General features: G+C 42.8%; 15 protein-coding genes, 1 pseudogene and 1 riboswitch. Of the genes and pseudogenes, 3 read left to right on the top strand and 13 right to left on the bottom strand.

Translation table 11 applies throughout. The features are described 5' to 3' along the window. Nucleotides 1-65: 65 nt before the first annotated feature. Nucleotides 66-713: a potassium channel family protein gene (locus EYS05_RS01890; RefSeq protein WP_118063961.1), complete on the bottom strand. Its 648-nt coding sequence runs from the start codon at nucleotides 711-713 to the stop codon at nucleotides 66-68. Nucleotides 714-732: 19 nt separating this feature from the next. Continuing rightward, nucleotides 733-2,070: a TrkH family potassium uptake protein gene (locus tag EYS05_RS01895; protein WP_138276458.1), complete on the bottom strand. Its 1,338-nt coding sequence runs from the start codon at nucleotides 2,068-2,070 to the stop codon at nucleotides 733-735. A 306-nt stretch (nucleotides 2,071-2,376) separates the two neighbouring features. Between EYS05_RS01895 and bioB the strand changes: the two genes are divergently transcribed. After that, nucleotides 2,377-3,348, top strand: a complete 972-nt coding sequence (gene bioB / locus EYS05_RS01900) for a biotin synthase BioB (protein ID WP_138276459.1) — start codon at nucleotides 2,377-2,379, stop codon at nucleotides 3,346-3,348. A 100-nt stretch (nucleotides 3,349-3,448) separates the two neighbouring features. Continuing rightward, nucleotides 3,449-3,994 (top strand): biotin transporter BioY, encoded by a 546-nt coding sequence (locus EYS05_RS01905; protein WP_118512793.1) that lies wholly within the window; start codon nucleotides 3,449-3,451, stop codon nucleotides 3,992-3,994. A gap of 76 nt (nucleotides 3,995-4,070) precedes the next feature. Here the strand turns inward: EYS05_RS01905 and EYS05_RS01910 are convergent, their stop codons facing one another. From EYS05_RS01910 to EYS05_RS01960, 10 genes and pseudogenes are all read right to left on the bottom strand, one after another. Next, on the bottom strand, nucleotides 4,071-4,958 hold the full coding sequence (locus EYS05_RS01910; protein ID WP_138276460.1) for a putative ABC transporter permease: 888 nt from the start codon (nucleotides 4,956-4,958) through the stop codon (nucleotides 4,071-4,073). 122 nt (nucleotides 4,959-5,080) lie between these two features. Further along, a pseudogene (locus EYS05_RS01915) lies at nucleotides 5,081-6,432 on the bottom strand (MATE family efflux transporter). Next, nucleotides 6,422-6,874 carry a MarR family winged helix-turn-helix transcriptional regulator gene (locus EYS05_RS01920; protein WP_138276461.1) on the bottom strand — a complete coding sequence of 151 codons (453 nt, stop codon included), beginning with the start codon at nucleotides 6,872-6,874 and terminating at the stop codon, nucleotides 6,422-6,424. Before EYS05_RS01920 ends, EYS05_RS01915 begins: the two are co-directional and overlap by 11 nt. Before the next feature lie 149 nt (nucleotides 6,875-7,023). Further along, nucleotides 7,024-7,293, bottom strand: a complete 270-nt coding sequence (locus EYS05_RS01925) for a hypothetical protein (protein ID WP_138276462.1) — start codon at nucleotides 7,291-7,293, stop codon at nucleotides 7,024-7,026. Nucleotides 7,294-7,438: 145 nt separating this feature from the next. Then, entirely contained in the window at nucleotides 7,439-7,747 is a 309-nt protein-coding gene (locus EYS05_RS01930) for an MGMT family protein (RefSeq protein ID WP_015527257.1), read from the bottom strand. Nucleotides 7,748-7,854: 107 nt separating this feature from the next. Then, nucleotides 7,855-8,388 carry a methylated-DNA--[protein]-cysteine S-methyltransferase gene (locus EYS05_RS01935; RefSeq protein ID WP_138276463.1) on the bottom strand — a complete coding sequence of 178 codons (534 nt, stop codon included), beginning with the start codon at nucleotides 8,386-8,388 and terminating at the stop codon, nucleotides 7,855-7,857. A gap of 433 nt (nucleotides 8,389-8,821) precedes the next feature. Continuing rightward, the gene (locus EYS05_RS01945; protein ID WP_118512798.1) at nucleotides 8,822-9,001 is read right to left on the bottom strand and encodes a hypothetical protein; all 180 of its coding nucleotides are present in this window, start codon (nucleotides 8,999-9,001) and stop codon (nucleotides 8,822-8,824) included. Next, the gene (locus EYS05_RS18145; protein ID WP_442858067.1) at nucleotides 8,979-9,152 is read right to left on the bottom strand and encodes a BrnT family toxin; all 174 of its coding nucleotides are present in this window, start codon (nucleotides 9,150-9,152) and stop codon (nucleotides 8,979-8,981) included. Before EYS05_RS18145 ends, EYS05_RS01945 begins: the two co-directional genes overlap by 23 nt. A gap of 275 nt (nucleotides 9,153-9,427) precedes the next feature. Further along, a complete protein-coding gene (locus EYS05_RS01955) occupies nucleotides 9,428-11,113 on the bottom strand; it encodes a formate--tetrahydrofolate ligase (RefSeq protein WP_138276464.1) in 1,686 nt (561 codons plus the stop codon). Between the two features lie 73 nt (nucleotides 11,114-11,186). Next, nucleotides 11,187-11,268: riboswitch (ZMP/ZTP riboswitch) on the bottom strand. A 241-nt stretch (nucleotides 11,269-11,509) separates the two neighbouring features. Continuing rightward, nucleotides 11,510-12,910 (bottom strand): sodium-dependent transporter, encoded by a 1,401-nt coding sequence (locus EYS05_RS01960; RefSeq protein WP_138276465.1) that lies wholly within the window; start codon nucleotides 12,908-12,910, stop codon nucleotides 11,510-11,512. A gap of 221 nt (nucleotides 12,911-13,131) precedes the next feature. Between EYS05_RS01960 and EYS05_RS01965 the strand changes: the two genes are divergently transcribed. Next, a complete protein-coding gene (locus tag EYS05_RS01965) occupies nucleotides 13,132-13,860 on the top strand; it encodes a helix-turn-helix domain-containing protein (RefSeq protein WP_138276466.1) in 729 nt (242 codons plus the stop codon). A gap of 66 nt (nucleotides 13,861-13,926) precedes the next feature. On the opposite strand, the gene EYS05_RS01970 is transcribed toward EYS05_RS01965, so the two are convergent. Further along, entirely contained in the window at nucleotides 13,927-14,775 is an 849-nt protein-coding gene (locus tag EYS05_RS01970; RefSeq protein ID WP_138276467.1) for a 4Fe-4S binding protein, read from the bottom strand. Nucleotides 14,776-14,779: the final 4 nt, after the last annotated feature.

Below are 14,779 nucleotides of genomic sequence, written 5' to 3' on the forward strand. Positions count from 1 at the left end.
ACTGTTTTCTGGAATTATATCACGCAGCTGTTCTGTGGTCAAAATTTTTTCTTCATGGCAATGAGCTATATGCGGAAGCACTTCTGAAGAGCTCTGTACTCTCCTAATACCAGTAATTTATCATTCTCTGCAAAATACGTTTCCGGTGAAATTGCAATACTGAATTCCTCTTCATTTTTTACTGCCAGGATATTAATATTGTAGCGTTTTCTGATGTCAAGTCCACCCACTGTTTTTCCAACCCATTCTTCCGGCACTTCCACTTCAAAAATTGCATGGGAAGCGTCCACCTCCATATAATCCAGGATATGATCATCTGTATAACGGATGGATGCCCATTTTGCCACCTGCTTTTCCGGATAAACTACCTTATCGGCACCATTGCGTAAAAGAAATTTTTCCTGAACATCACGTTCAGCTCTGGATATCACCAATTTTGCGCCCAGTTCTTTTAGAAGGGATGTTGTTTCAAGAGAATTTTGAAAGCTGTCTCCAATGGTCACAAAACAAATGTCGTAGTTTCCAATTCCAAGGGACTGTAAAAATTCAGCATTGGTACTGTCACCAATCTGAGCATTCGTCACAAACGACAGTACTTTGTCCACTCTTTCTTCCTTCCAGTCAACTGCCATAACTTCATGTCCCAGCTGATTGAGCTGCATGGCAATATGTATTCCAAACCTTCCAAGTCCAATAATCAATACATTTTTCATAATATTATTTTTCTCCTTCTTATCCAACTGTGATTTTTTCCAGAGGAAGCTTTGCATTTCCCTTATTTCTTCCGGAAAATACCGCATAGATCAGGGTCAGGCCACCTACACGTCCCAGATACATCAGTATGATCAACACGACTTGTGAAAAAACATGAAGTTCCGGTGTGATTCCCAGAGTCAGACCTACCGTACCAACAGCTGAAGCAGCTTCGTACAGACAATCTAAAAGCGGAAGGCCTTCGTACACACTGATCGCTATTCCGCCGCCAAAGAACAAGGCAAAATATAACATGGCGATTGTCGCTGCATTTTTTATCACATGATATTCAAGTCTTCTCCCAAAAGCTCCTGCATTTTCCTGACTTCGAAATGTCGCAATTGCATTTAAAATAAGTACTGAAAAAGTTGTTGTTTTCATTCCACCTGCTGTAGATCCCGGTGAACCACCAATTAGCATTAACAATATCATAACTGCTTTTGATGCCTCACTCATCTCTGAAATGTTTATAGTATTAAATCCGGCAGTTCTTGTCGTTACCGATTGAAACGCTGCTGCTAACAGGCGTTTTCCCATGGGTAAATTTGTCAGGTCACAGATATAGAAAAAGACTGCCGGAAATAAGATCAGACATGCGGTAGTCATGAGAATGATCTTGCTTTGCATGCGGTAGCGTTTAAAGTTCAGTTTATTTGTATAAATATCATCCCATGTGAGAAAACCGATTCCTCCTGTAATGATCAACAGCATAATTACCAGATTTATAAGTATATTTCCGGAATACCCAGTCAGCGATGGAAAGATACTGGAAGCTGTCCCCAGAATATCAAAGCCGGCATTACAAAAAGCAGAGATTGAATGAAAAATTGACATCCAGATTCCCTTTTTCCCAAAATCCACCAGAAAAACCGGCAGAAGCAGCAACGCCCCCGCTGCTTCGATCAAAAATGTTCCCTTTAAGATAAACCTTGTCAGTCTGACGATCCCTCCAACTTTAGGTGCTGAAATAGCATTCTGCATGGTGCTTCTTTGCATGAGTGATATTTTCTTTCCGGAAAGAAGGGAAACAGACGCAGCCACAGTCACTACTCCAAGCCCACCTGTTTGTATGAGTGCAAGAATGATCGTCTGGCCTGCCAGGGACCAGTAGCTTCCAGTGTCCTTTACCACAAGACCTGTAACACATACCGCCGAAGTGGCTGTAAAAAGTGCCTCATGAAATGGTGTGATCACTTTCTCCGCAGAAGAAAATGGAAGCATCAGCAGAACGGTTCCCACCAAAATCACTCCTGCAAAACCCAGAATGATCAGCTGAAAAGATGTCATATGTTTTTTCTTATATGATTTTTCCGGCATAAATGATCAAAACTCCTTATCAATACTTTTAACAGTGCTATCTTCGTAACGCATTTTATTATATATAATTGCTTTCAAAGATAGTATAAAAGTCTCTGCTTCTGTATTAAGATTTTATAAAGATATGATATTCACTTGAGAATTATTTTAACCGAATCAAGAAAATTCCCTGCTTCGATAAGGCTAAGCAATACCTTAATACTACAGTTTTTAACTGTAAACCTATTTTGAATTTTCAGTTGACAATTAATATTTCTATGTGATAAAGTGATACCCGTACAAAAAACTCAAAAGGAAGGTATTGACATGAACACTGCATCATGCGAAAAAGAAGCTCCATCGCTTTCCAGAGATGAAGCCATTGCAATTTTAGATACTCCGGACGAAGAACTCGAGGCACTGATCGACCGTGCCAGCAGTTTACGTTACAAATATAAGGGAAACCGGGTAAGCATCCACATCCTTACCAATGCCCGCAGCGGAAACTGTTCCCAGGATTGTGCATACTGTGCCCAGTCATGTCGTTCCACTGCCGATATTGATAAATACAAATGGGTAGATGAAGACAAATTATATCAGGACAATGATTTCGTAAATGAGTATCATTTATCCAGACACTGTATCGGCCTGAGTGGTATGAAGTTTACAGATAAAGAGATCGAGGAGCTGGCCCGCAGGATCCGCAAAATGAAAGAACACGGAACCCATCTCTGCTGCTCCATAGGCTTTCTCACAGAGCACCAGGCAAAAATGCTCAAAGAGGCTGGTCTTGACCGGATCAACCATAACCTGAACAGCAGCCGTTCCTTTTATCATAATATCTGCAGTACACATACCTTTGACCAGCGTGTCCAGAATATCCATATGCTTCAGGGACTTGGTTTCGAGATCTGCAGCGGCGGTATCATTGGCATGGGTGAAAGCAAGGCGGACGTTGTTGACATGCTTCTGGAATTACGTGAGATCCAGCCGGAAGCACTGCCGATCAACTTTCTTCTTCCGATCAAGGGAACTCCTCTCGGAAATGCAGATATTTCCCAGCTGACAACAGAATACTGCATGAAAGTCCTCTGCCTGGCAAGACTTCTTGTACCTAAAGCAGATATCCGATGTGCTGCCGGAAGAGAAGTTTATTTCAAGGGCGAAGAAAAAAAACTGCTCAGTGTTGTAGACTCTATTTTCGCTTCCGGTTATCTTACAGAAGGTGGTCAGGGAATCGAAGACACTCTCAAAACCATCACGGATGCAGGATTCACCTATGAGATCGAATCTGCGTAAGCATCCTTATGGCATATGATCTTTCATACACACTTACAGCATTTCATTGCTTACCCAAACCAGTAAATACATTACCTTTTTCAAAGGAGGCTCTTTTAATATGAACCAGACAAATACTGTCTCTGCACCACATACAAAAACCTACGAGATCACCATGACCGCTCTTATGGCAGCTGTCACCTGTATTCTTGCACCGCTGTCCATTCCAATCGGTCCGGTTCCGATCTCATTTACCAATCTTGCCATCTACCTGTCCCTTTATCTTCTCGGATGGAAAAAAGGAACCATCAGCTATCTGATCTATCTGCTGCTTGGCCTTGTAGGTCTTCCGGTATTTTCCGGATTTACCGGCGGTCCTGCAAAGCTGGCCGGTCCTACAGGAGGATACATCATCGGCTTTATCGTTATGGCTGTTATTGCCGGACTGGTAATTGACAACTGCCATAAGCCTCTGATCCAGCTCGTTGGTATGATCGCAGGAACAATTGTATGCTATCTTTTCGGAACTGTATGGTTCTGCATCGTTGCAGATTCCACTTTCAAAGCGGCTCTTGGAATCTGTGTAATTCCGTTTATTCCGGCAGATCTCATAAAAATGATCATCGCCATGATCATCGGACCAATGATAAAGAAAAGAATTCGATAGGCTGAAACTCTGTACTAAAAGAGGCAGCAGGAAATTTCAACATTTCCTGCTGCCTCTTTATCGCATTTCTTTTTTCTTATCTGAGTTTTTTCTTCAGCTCCTGGATCAGTTCAAAATAATCTCTGTGCTTCATCTCCGGGAAAGCCTTAATGATTCTTCCCTGGCCGAATACCGTATGATTTGTAATAGAGTTTGACAGCTCATCAAACTGTGCCTGAAGCTCCGCTTTCTTCATCCGAAGCATTTCAGCAGATTTTTCTCTCTGAGCCACAGTCGCATCTCTGAGCTCTGCCTTAGCAAGAGCAACCTGAACCTTTCCCTCTCCCACCTTCTGTGCTGTGTCAATGGTAGTTGTTGCCAGAGTATCACTGAGCTTATCGCTCACGATCCTCAGATCTGCACGTACCTTATCCAGTCGGGTAAGCTTCTTATTCAGTCCGTGGATCACCGCCACTGTTACAATAAAATCTACCAGATACACCGCATACAGAATTGCCATAACAACCCATTCCAGTGTGGAAGGTGTATGAGAAGCCTGACGCTCCACATACTTCTGAAAAACCTTTACAACCATCACAATGGCAAGTCCCCATATCAGGGAAAACTCAAGACAGATATAGCCGTGAAAATTCAGTGGCTTATTGGAATAATCCCACCATCTTGCATGGAAGCATACATCCAGAAGCCATCCGGCAACCAGCTCTACCGCAGTTGCAAGAACGATTCCAAACAGAAAGATCATTCCCTCACTCATCTGATGTCCGCCGCTCTGAAGCGTATTAAGCAACGCAAACACGGAAAGTACACCAAATCCGTACACCGGGCATACCGGACCGTTGAGAAATCCCCGGTTTATAACCTTTCCTAATGTTACTGCATGGAAGATAACTTCAACGACCCATCCTCCAAAAGAATAAAACAAAAAATACAGACATATCTGAAAATACGTCATCCCGCAAATCATCCAGTCCTCCTCCTTTACAGCTGTCAAGATTCCGGCAGCTATTTCAGGGTCAGTGCCATCACCTCTGCCGGGGTGATTTTGATTATATCATATCACCCCCTCATTTACATCCCTTTATCCGGTCATTCTTCCGAAACAATTTCTTTTTTCGCACGAGTGAAGTACAGAAAGAATCCGATGTTCAGAATGATTCCCACTGTGGTAGATACCGGTGCTGCAAGTCCGATCTTTGTCAGGCTGGCATCCGGCTGGATACTCATGAAGTACGCCATTGGAAGTCGTACCAGAAGCGTCTGGACCAGACCCTGGACCATAACCCAGATGGTCTGGTTGTTTCCGTTGAAATAGCCTATCATACTGAACAGAACAGCTGTAACCAGTGTCTCCGGTGCAAAGCCCTTCAGATAATCAAAGCCTTTTTGGATAACACCGGCATCTGTTGAAAAGAATCCTGCCAGTACATCCCCTTCAGAAGGATCAGGATAAATACCAGGCATCCCACAGACAGACCAACTCCAATTCCCGTAAGCATAGATTTTTTCGCACGTTTTGGCTTTCCGGCTCCTACGTTCTGTGAAACAAAGGAAGCCATGGACTGCATCAGAGAGCTTGGAACCAGCATGGCAAAGTTTACGATCTTACATGCAACTCCGTAACCGGAGGATGCTTCCAGACCCAGGCGATTGACAAATGCACACAAAGCAAGGAATGAAATCTGGGTCAGGAATTCCTGAAGTGCCAGCGGCAGTCCGATCTTAAGAAAACGTCTGCACTGAGGATTCAGCCGGAAATCTTTTTTTGTAATGGTAAACGGAAGCTTCTTCTTTATCAGCAGAACTACTGCAAATACAACACTTAAGGCCTGAGCAGAAACCGTAGCAATAGCTGCCCCTGCTGCATCCATATGTAAGCCGGCTACCAGTACCAGGTCTCCGATCACATTTACAATACATGCCACCAGCACAAACAGCAGCGGAGATTTACTGTCACCAAGGCCACGGAAAATAGCAGACAGCAGGTTATACGCAACAATAAAGAAAATTCCGCTTCCACAGATCCGTACATAAGATGCAGTCAGCGCTACCGCTTCTTCCGGTGCCTGCATCAGCACGGAGATCGGATGTGCAAAACCTACCATAACAATAAACAGCACGATCGATATCATGGTAAAGACGATCGCAGCCCCACCGATGACGGAGCCGATCTGCTCCGGTCTTTTTTCTCCAAGATAACGCGCGATCAGAACTGTGATACCCATAGCAAACTGAATCACTACAAAGGTAACCAGATTCAGTACCTGACTTCCGGTGGAAACCGCTGACAATCCGGATGTGGAACCAAATCTTCCCACCACAAGAAGGTCGACCGCACCATAGGCTGCCTGCAGGATCAGTGCGCCGAGTACCGGCATCATAAATGCGACCAGCTTCTTCAGGATATTTCCCTGGGTAAAATCTGCCTTATCATTTGTCATAATCTTCTCTCCTGTCACACATAATCTGATAAAATTTCCCGACGGTCCGGATCATACTGTCTGCTTCTTCTTCGGAAATCTCTGAAAGATAGGGCGCCAGACTGCTGAAATAATCCTGATCATACTTCCTGGAAAGCCTCTCTCCTTTTTCTGTTATGGAGATGTAAGTAACGCGCCCGTCATCCGGAGACGTAAGCTTCTGAAGATATCCCTTTGCCTCCATTTCTTTCACTGTTCTGGTAACACCCGGACGCGGCAGGTTCATGGCATCACTGATATCAGAGAGCCGGATATCCTTTTTTTCTCTCTGCAGAGAATGGATCACATCCAGATACTGTATGTAGGATGGCATTACTCCCTGTGGCAGTGGCGGAAGCATATCCCGGATCCGCTTTGCCTGATAAAACGCATCAAACATCCGCTTGATCTTTTCATTTGTCATAAAAAAGCTCCTCATATAATTATCTTAGTTAATTACCATTGATAATTATACGAGGAATTTATGGTTTGTCAAGCATGTTTTATTTTTCTGTTACAAAGTAGCTTTCTATTACAGAGTAGCTTTCTATTACAGAGTAACTTTCTATTAATCTATGCTTCTAATGCCTCTTTCAGAGAAGCTTCAAAGATCTCAAGTCCTTTCTCCATCTGCTCATCGGTCATGGTAAGCGGTGCAAGGTTCAGATATCTGGCCTGTGCCATCACACGCTCTCGGCTTAAATGTTCTGCATCCAGAATAGAGGAAGACAGCTGCTCTGCGGCGTTTCTGTCCTTTTCCTCCAGCACGAGTTTCCGGCTGTCGTTGGTGACACTGGGATTTGTCAGAACTACGAATTCTCCTCCATGGATATAGTTATTCAATCCTGTATTCACTTTTGATGCACGGCAGGCAGTCTGCAAAATAGCCCCATCGTACAGACTACTCCAGACCGTTTTCCCCTGCTTTCAGCTTCAGAACTTCTGTAAGCTCCGGGATCTGCATCATATTTCTACAATTCATAAAACACTACTCCTCCCACTGATACTGCTTCATATCTACACATCCATTTGCCTTAAACTCCACACCCTCGTCTTCCAGAAGCATCTTCTGCTCTCTCCAGCCTGGTGCAGTACGCCCTGCATGGTTCACAACTCTGTGGCAGGGATACTTCCCGTAAAATTCTGCCATACCTAAGACTTTTCCTACAAGACGTGAATTTTTATCCCGGCCAATCAGACGTGCGATCTGTCCGTAGGAGGCCACTTTTCCTTCCGGTATTTCTTCCACTACGGACAGTATCTCGTAAATCAGATCCTCATCCAGTATTTTTCCCATGATCTTTCCTCCGCAATCCTGCTGGCAATTTTCATAGCATGCTTTCATAAATAAAATATCTGTCTTTTCTTGGATGTCTGCACCAGACCGTCCTCTCAGCCGGAGTTTTACAGTGCAGTTCCTTTCTTTGGAACAAATAAACGGCTCATATCTGTACGCTCCAGCTTAAGAAGTAAAATTTTTTTGTCAATTCCTCCGGCGTATCCTGTCAGACTTCCATTTGTTCCTACGACCCGATGGCAGGGAATGATAATGGAAATTTCATTATGACCAACCGCACCGCCTACTGCCTGGGCCGACATATGAGAAGTATTTTTCATCACTGCCATTCTGCGCGCAATTTCTCCATATGTGATCGTCTGTCCGTAAGGGATCTGTAATAAAATCTTCCACACTTCCTGTCTGAATACTGAACCAGTGGGATGAAGTGGCGGAGTAAATTTCGGTTCTTCACCGGAGAAATATACATCCAGCCATTTTTTTGCTTTTGTGAGAATTTTCGTTTCCTGTGGAACATAATCTTCCGGAAGTGTATTTGCAAAATATTTCTGTCCTTCAAACCACAGACCGGTAAGTCCGATTTCATCTGCAGCAAGTAAAATATCTCCGATTAGCGCTTTATATTTGCATGTGTATACCATATTTTTCCCCACATTCATTTATCTCTACATTTTTTTCTAATTCACTTTCTGTATCATCTTAAAAAACACTTTTCGCTTATACATATAGAATTTTCTTATCTTGTCTGCCTTTTTCCAATATCAGCTCCTGCAGTTTTTCATCCAATTCCCGTTTTTTATCTTCGGATAACTGTACCCAGACATCAGTAAGTCTGGCCATTTCCCGGATTACATCTTCATAGCCGTTAAGCCCCGCTATTGACATTCCACGGAAGCATAGAATGATTTCAGATCAATAGCTATATAGATATGTTCTTCTTTTTTATCCATGGACACACCTCCGGAAATTTTTTCTTTTCTTATTATATCAGAAAATGTGTTCGATTATAGATTTTTTTCTCTTTTTATGCAAAAAAACTCCTCCGGTTTTACTGCCGGAGGAGTTTTTTCCATTTTATGCGTTTTTCTTTCGATTTCGCTGTATCACACTGCTTTTAAAAGCTTTATACATTGCTGGTGACAATTCTGGTGCATCTTCATCTGGTACAATTGGTGATTTTTTTGCATTCATAACTTCCTGTATTTGCTCTTTTGTCGGCTTCTGCCCTTTATTAATAGTAAATGTTTTGATCATAATAGAGCCTCCTCTCCGATTCCGTTGCCAACCTAGCTGAAATCAACCGAATGTTTTCTTTTCTTTCGGTAAACACCACAAATAAAACTTCACCAACACATCCTATAGCAATATATCTGTCTTCTTCTGTACTGTGCTCAAAATCATACATTTCTATGTAATTCTTATCTTAAAATACATATGCTGCAGTTTCGAATGATATCTTATGTTTTTTCTGATTGATCAGATTCTTTTCCTGATCCCACTCAAATTTCAATTAATCACTCTCCTACTTTTTTCTAAGTATATCATACATGGAATTTTCAGACTAGTAAAATAAATATAAACAATATTATAATAGTATAAGAAAAAGCGGCAGAACCTCTATTTCTGCAGGTTCTACCGCTTTTTATCTGAATTCCCCTCAAAAACTCTCTATACGTTATATCAGAACAGTCCTGTGATCTTACCGCTCTCGTCTACGTCGATCTTAGTTGCTGCCGGTACTTTCGGGAGACCTGGCATGGTCATGATCTCACCTGTCAGTGCAACAACAAATCCTGCACCTGCGGAAATCTTAAGATTTCTTACTGTTACCTCGAAATCTGTCGGAGCACCAAGCTTTGTCTGGTCGTCTGTTAAGCTGTACTGGGTCTTAGCTACACAGATCGGACAGTTGCCAAATCCAAGTGCCTCCAGCTGTTTCGCCTGCTTCTGAGCATTTGCTGTAAGAACCACTTTCTTTCCACCATAAACCTTCTGTACGATCTGGTTCAGTTTGTCCTCGATGGAGCCTTCCAGTTCATAAGCATATGTGAAATCATTCGGCTCTTCAACAAGACGGATTACTTCCTCAGCAAGCTTGATTCCGCCTTCGCCACCTTTTGCCCATACCTCGGAAAGTGCTACGTTTACGCCAAGCTCCTTGCATTTTGCTTCCACAAAATCAAGCTCTGCCTTGGTATCGGTCGGGAATGCGTTAATAGCTACCACACATGGGAGTTTATATACATTCTTGATATTGCTTACATGCTTCAGAAGGTTCGGGATACCTTTTTCAAGAGCCTCAAGGTTTTCATTGTTCAGATCAGCCTTTGCAACGCCACCGTTGTATTTCAGGGCACGTACGGTTGCTACGATAACAACTGCACTTGGTGTAAGACCTGCCATACGGCACTTGATATCCAGGAATTTCTCAGCTCCAAGGTCAGCACCGAAGCCAGCCTCTGTGATCGCGTAATCAGCAAGCTTCATAGCCATCTTTGTAGCGGTTACGGAGTTACATCCGTGAGCGATATTTGCGAATGGTCCGCCATGAACGATCGCCGGAACATGCTCCAGTGTCTGTACAAGGTTCGGTTTCAGGGCATCCTTCAGAAGTGCTGTCATAGCCCCCTCTGCATGAAGGTCTCCTGCTGTTACCGGTTTCTGCTCAGCAACCTTGCCATAAGTGTATCCGATGATGATTCTGGAAAGTCTCTCCTTCAGATCTTTGATATCACTTGCCAGACAGAGAACTGCCATGATCTCAGATGCTACGGTAATGTCATATCCGTCCTCACGTGGCATACCGTTTGTTCTTCCGCCAAGTCCGTCTACTACATTACGAAGCTGACGGTCGTTCATATCCACGCAGCGTCTCCAGGTGATCTTTCTCGGGTCGATATTCAGCTCATTACCCTGGAAGATATGGTTGTCGATCATTGCTGCAAGAAGGTTGTTTGCCGCACCGATCGCATGGAAATCACCGGTAAAATGAAGGTTGATATCCTCCATCGGAACTACCTGTGCATAGCCGCCGCCTGCAGCACCACCCTTGACACCGAATACCGGTCCCAGAGATGGCTCACGAAGAGCTACCATAACATTTTTTCCAAGTCTCTGCATTCCATCTGCAAGACCTACGGTTGTCGTAGTTTTTCCCTCACCTGCCGGTGTCGGGTTGATGGCTGTCACAAGGATCAGCTTTCCGTCTTTTTTGTCTGTTTCTTTCAGAAGATTATAGTCGATCTTTGCTTTATATTTACCATACTGCTCCAGATACTTGTCATCAATACCTGCTTTCTCCGCAATCTTGGTAATTGGCTCCATTGTGCACTCCTGTGCGATTTCGATGTCACTTTTGAATCCCATAATGTTCTCCTTTCTCCGCTGCAACCGTCTGCATCTTTTATCCCATAAAAAAGAGCAGTATCTGAAGTTTTTCAAATACTGCCCAGACGGTCGACTCATCGAATCTCCGGCTCCCTCGTGGTTATCCCACAATTCCGTCAGTCACCGAAGACTTTATTAATTTGATGATTGAATACTAACATATTTATTAATGGTTGTCAATAAATTATCAAATTATTTTTTTCACTTTTAAAGTGAGCTAAGTCTAATTTTCTGAATCATTTCCGTTCTATGTATTAGTTTTCTCTCCAACATTCGTACATATCTTTTTTCATCAAATCCTCTGTTGTTTAATCGTATCTTGTACTGGTCATCCGTTAATGCGACTGTCCAGACGCTATAAACATATTACCACACTTATGAAATCAAATCTGCAAATCCTGTAGATACCAGGAATAATATCAGCATTACAACCGGCACTACATAACGGATCATAAAGCGATATAACCCTGCCCGTTTGAAATGTTCCCCATTTCGTTCCACTTCTCCTATGATCCAGTCAGGGCCGATCACCCATCCGATCAGAATACTTGTCAAGAGCGAGATAAACGGCATCAGAAAACTGTTGCTGATATAATCCATCACATCCAGAAGCTGTCCAACGGAACCATTTGGCAGCTTAAGTTCAAAATACAGTTTGTTATAACCAAGGCAGATCAGTACTGCTGTAACAAGCGAATAGATTCCGACAGCACCACACATTTTCTTACGTGGTTTATGATAAAGTTCCATGCAGTTTGCAACCAGTGTCTCCATGACAGATACGCAGGAAGTCAGTGCCGCAAATCCCATCATCAGGAAAAATGCAATTGCCACCGGACGGCCAAATACTCCCATGGCATCAAAAACCTTTGGCAGTGAGATAAATATCAGGCTTGGGCCGGAAGCCATTCCATCCTTTCCGAGAAATACAAAAACAGCCGGTATGATCATCATTCCTGCAAGAAACGCAACGCCGGTATCAAAGATCTCAATCTGATTTGTTGCTTTATTTAAATTAACTTCATTTTTCACATAAGAACCATAAGTGATCATGATTCCCATAGATACACTTAAGGAAAAGAATAACTGGCTCATCGCATCCAGAAGGATCTCCAGGAAGCGTTTTACCGTCAGTCCATGAAAATCCGGTTTGAGGTAAACAGCCAGCCCCTGCACACCAGTGCGGACAGTTCCATCCGTATCAGTATGGGACAGTGTCAGTGAAAAAATGGCAATGATCACGATCAGAAGAATCAGCCCCGGCATAATGATCCTGGAAAACTTTTCGATTCCCTTTTCCACACCACGAAATACGATCCAGGCAGTCAGGGCCAGAAAAATCAGCATAAATACAACGGGTGCAATATCTGATGTAATAAATGATGTAAAGTATCCATCTGAAGCCGCATCTTTCCCATCAGAAATAATATAAGTAAAAAAATATTTTGCAATCCATCCACCGATAACAGAATAATAGGTCATGATCAATGCCGGAACCAGAAACGTTAAATGTCCTAAAAATTTCCACTTTGGATTAAGAGCTTCAAAAGCCCTCAATGCATTTTTCTTTGTCTTTCTCCCAAGTGCTACATCCGTTGTCAACAGTACAAATCCAAAAGTCAGTACCAGTATCAGATAAACCAGCAGGAAAAGTCCTCCTCCATCTTTGGCACAGAGATATGGAAATCTCCAGATATTTCCAACTCCTACTGCACTTCCGGCTGCCGCCAGGACAAAACCTATTGAGCCGGAAAAGCTGCTTCCTTTTTCTTTCATTTCAATTTCCCCTCTTCAAGTATATATTTGATATAGGCTGAAACCTTCAGCCTAACAGCTATATCTTACCCTAAATAAAGATAAGTGCAAATGGCAGAAGTTTCTTTTTACGAAATTTTATTCCAAAAAAGTTTCTTACCACTTTACAAATCACCTGTTTTTCCGATATAATCGTATGCAATGAAAATTAATAAGAAAAATAGATAGTATGAGGAAACAAAATGAGTGATTTTACCTGTTATGTAGGTGAACAAATAAGAAAATACCGAAAAGCCGGAAAGATGACTCTGCAGGATCTGGCAGATGCCATCCATAAAAGCCGAGCTACCATATGCAAATATGAAAACGGAGATATCTCCGTTGATATCGAAACTTTATATGAGATCAGCCAGATTCTCCAGGTATCTATGTCCCAGCTTACCACTGGTCTTCCTGAAACAGCCAGTGAACCGTCCAATGCACCGGGAAAAGGACAAAAAAGCCCATTTTTTCAGGCCCAGAGGCTATATTTTTACTTTTACGATGGACGATATCAGCGTACAAAGGATGGCATCATCGATATTTATGAAAAAAAGGGCGAATCCGGAAAATATGAAGCAACCTTAACGATCTGTTCTGTTTCTGCCAACGGAAGAAGCAGTGAGATTTTTTACACCGGAAAAGTTCTTTACAGTGATATGCTGATCCGTTTTTCCTTTGTAAATCAGTATAACCCACTGGAAGAAGATCTCCTGTACATTTTTAATCCTCTGGAGCTTCGAGATTTTACAACAGGACTTTTGTGTGGGATTTCCAGTGCGGATCTGATGCCCTGCGCATTCAAATGTGTGATCACTTTAAAACCGCAGGAGCTTACCGAAGCTTTCCGCCACCAGCTTCTTTTTACAAAAAAAGATCTGAAGCGCTGGGAACAGCTGAATATGTTACTGATAGATAATATGGAAAAGTAGTTTACTGTCTCAAAAAACGGTACATCTTATATTTTATAAGCTGTACCGTTTTCGTATTTTTCTGTATCAGGATTTTCCTGCAAACCCACACCGGATCGCCTGTGTCGGACATATCTTTTTACATCTTCCACATCGGATGCACTCTGTACTGTTGGGATTCTCTGTCGGATCGACTTCCATCTGGCAGATATTTCTGCATTTTCCGCAGTGAACACATTTTTCTTTATCTACTCTGTAACGAAAAACGGAAACTTTATTAAATACCGAATAAAAAGCTCCCAGCGGACAGATATACTTACAGAATGGCCGGTATATCATAATTGATAAGATAATGGTGATCACCAGGATCGTATTTTTCCACATGTACAGCCAGCCTACTGCACTTCGCATGGATTTGTTCAGCAGCACCAGCGGGATACCTCCCTCCAGCGTTCCTGCCGGGCAGATCAGCTTGCAGAAATATGGTGCTCCCTGCCCCATGATATCTACTACAAACATAGGGAGTATGATCACAAATACAAGAAAGATCACATATTTCAGTTTTCGCAGAAGCTTATCTCCCCGAAATGTCCGAATCTTCTTTGGAAAAGGAATCTTGTTCAACAGATCCTGGATCAGTCCAAAGGGGCAGAGAAATCCGCACACCAGTCTTCCAAGCAACGCTCCCACAAAGATCAGAAATCCAGCTACATAATATGCCATTTTGAAGTTCCAGCTTCCGATCACAGCCTGAAGAGAACCAATGGGGCAGGCCCCTCTTGCCCCGGGGCAGGAATAGCAGTTTAGCCCCGGAACACATACATTTTTCAGTTTTCCGGTATAGATCTTGCCAGTTATAAACCCTGATATGTGACTGTTTGTAAGGGCCGCCCACAATGCCTGGATCCCATGCCGCGGCCATTCATTTATTTTCATCTTC

It is taken from the genome of Blautia sp. SC05B48, assembly GCF_005848555.1.
Lineage (GTDB): Bacteria > Bacillota > Clostridia > Lachnospirales > Lachnospiraceae > Blautia_A.

Bases quoted from the DNA above. Each gene is read 5' to 3' on its own strand.
- EYS05_RS01945 (WP_118512798.1), bottom strand. From the start codon at position 9,001: ATGATCAAAACATTTACTATTAATAAAGGGCAGAAGCCGACAAAAGAG.
- EYS05_RS01970 (WP_138276467.1), bottom strand. From the start codon at position 14,775: ATGAAAATAAATGAATGGCCGCGGCATGGGATCCAGGCATTGTGGGCG.
- bioB (WP_138276459.1), top strand. From the start codon at position 2,377: ATGAACACTGCATCATGCGAAAAAGAAGCTCCATCGCTTTCCAGAGAT.
- EYS05_RS01905 (WP_118512793.1), top strand. From the start codon at position 3,449: ATGAACCAGACAAATACTGTCTCTGCACCACATACAAAAACCTACGAG.
- EYS05_RS01955 (WP_138276464.1), bottom strand. From the start codon at position 11,113: ATGGGATTCAAAAGTGACATCGAAATCGCACAGGAGTGCACAATGGAG.
- EYS05_RS01920 (WP_138276461.1), bottom strand. From the start codon at position 6,874: ATGACAAATGAAAAGATCAAGCGGATGTTTGATGCGTTTTATCAGGCA.
- EYS05_RS01930 (WP_015527257.1), bottom strand. From the start codon at position 7,747: ATGGGAAAAATACTGGATGAGGATCTGATTTACGAGATACTGTCCGTA.
- EYS05_RS01910 (WP_138276460.1), bottom strand. From the start codon at position 4,958: ATGATTTGCGGGATGACGTATTTTCAGATATGTCTGTATTTTTTGTTT.
- EYS05_RS01895 (WP_138276458.1), bottom strand. From the start codon at position 2,070: ATGCCGGAAAAATCATATAAGAAAAAACATATGACATCTTTTCAGCTG.
- EYS05_RS01965 (WP_138276466.1), top strand. From the start codon at position 13,132: ATGAGTGATTTTACCTGTTATGTAGGTGAACAAATAAGAAAATACCGA.
- EYS05_RS01960 (WP_138276465.1), bottom strand. From the start codon at position 12,910: ATGAAAGAAAAAGGAAGCAGCTTTTCCGGCTCAATAGGTTTTGTCCTG.
- EYS05_RS01935 (WP_138276463.1), bottom strand. From the start codon at position 8,388: ATGGTATACACATGCAAATATAAAGCGCTAATCGGAGATATTTTACTT.
- EYS05_RS18145 (WP_442858067.1), bottom strand. From the start codon at position 9,152: ATGTATGATTTTGAGCACAGTACAGAAGAAGACAGATATATTGCTATA.
- EYS05_RS01890 (WP_118063961.1), bottom strand. From the start codon at position 713: ATGAAAAATGTATTGATTATTGGACTTGGAAGGTTTGGAATACATATT.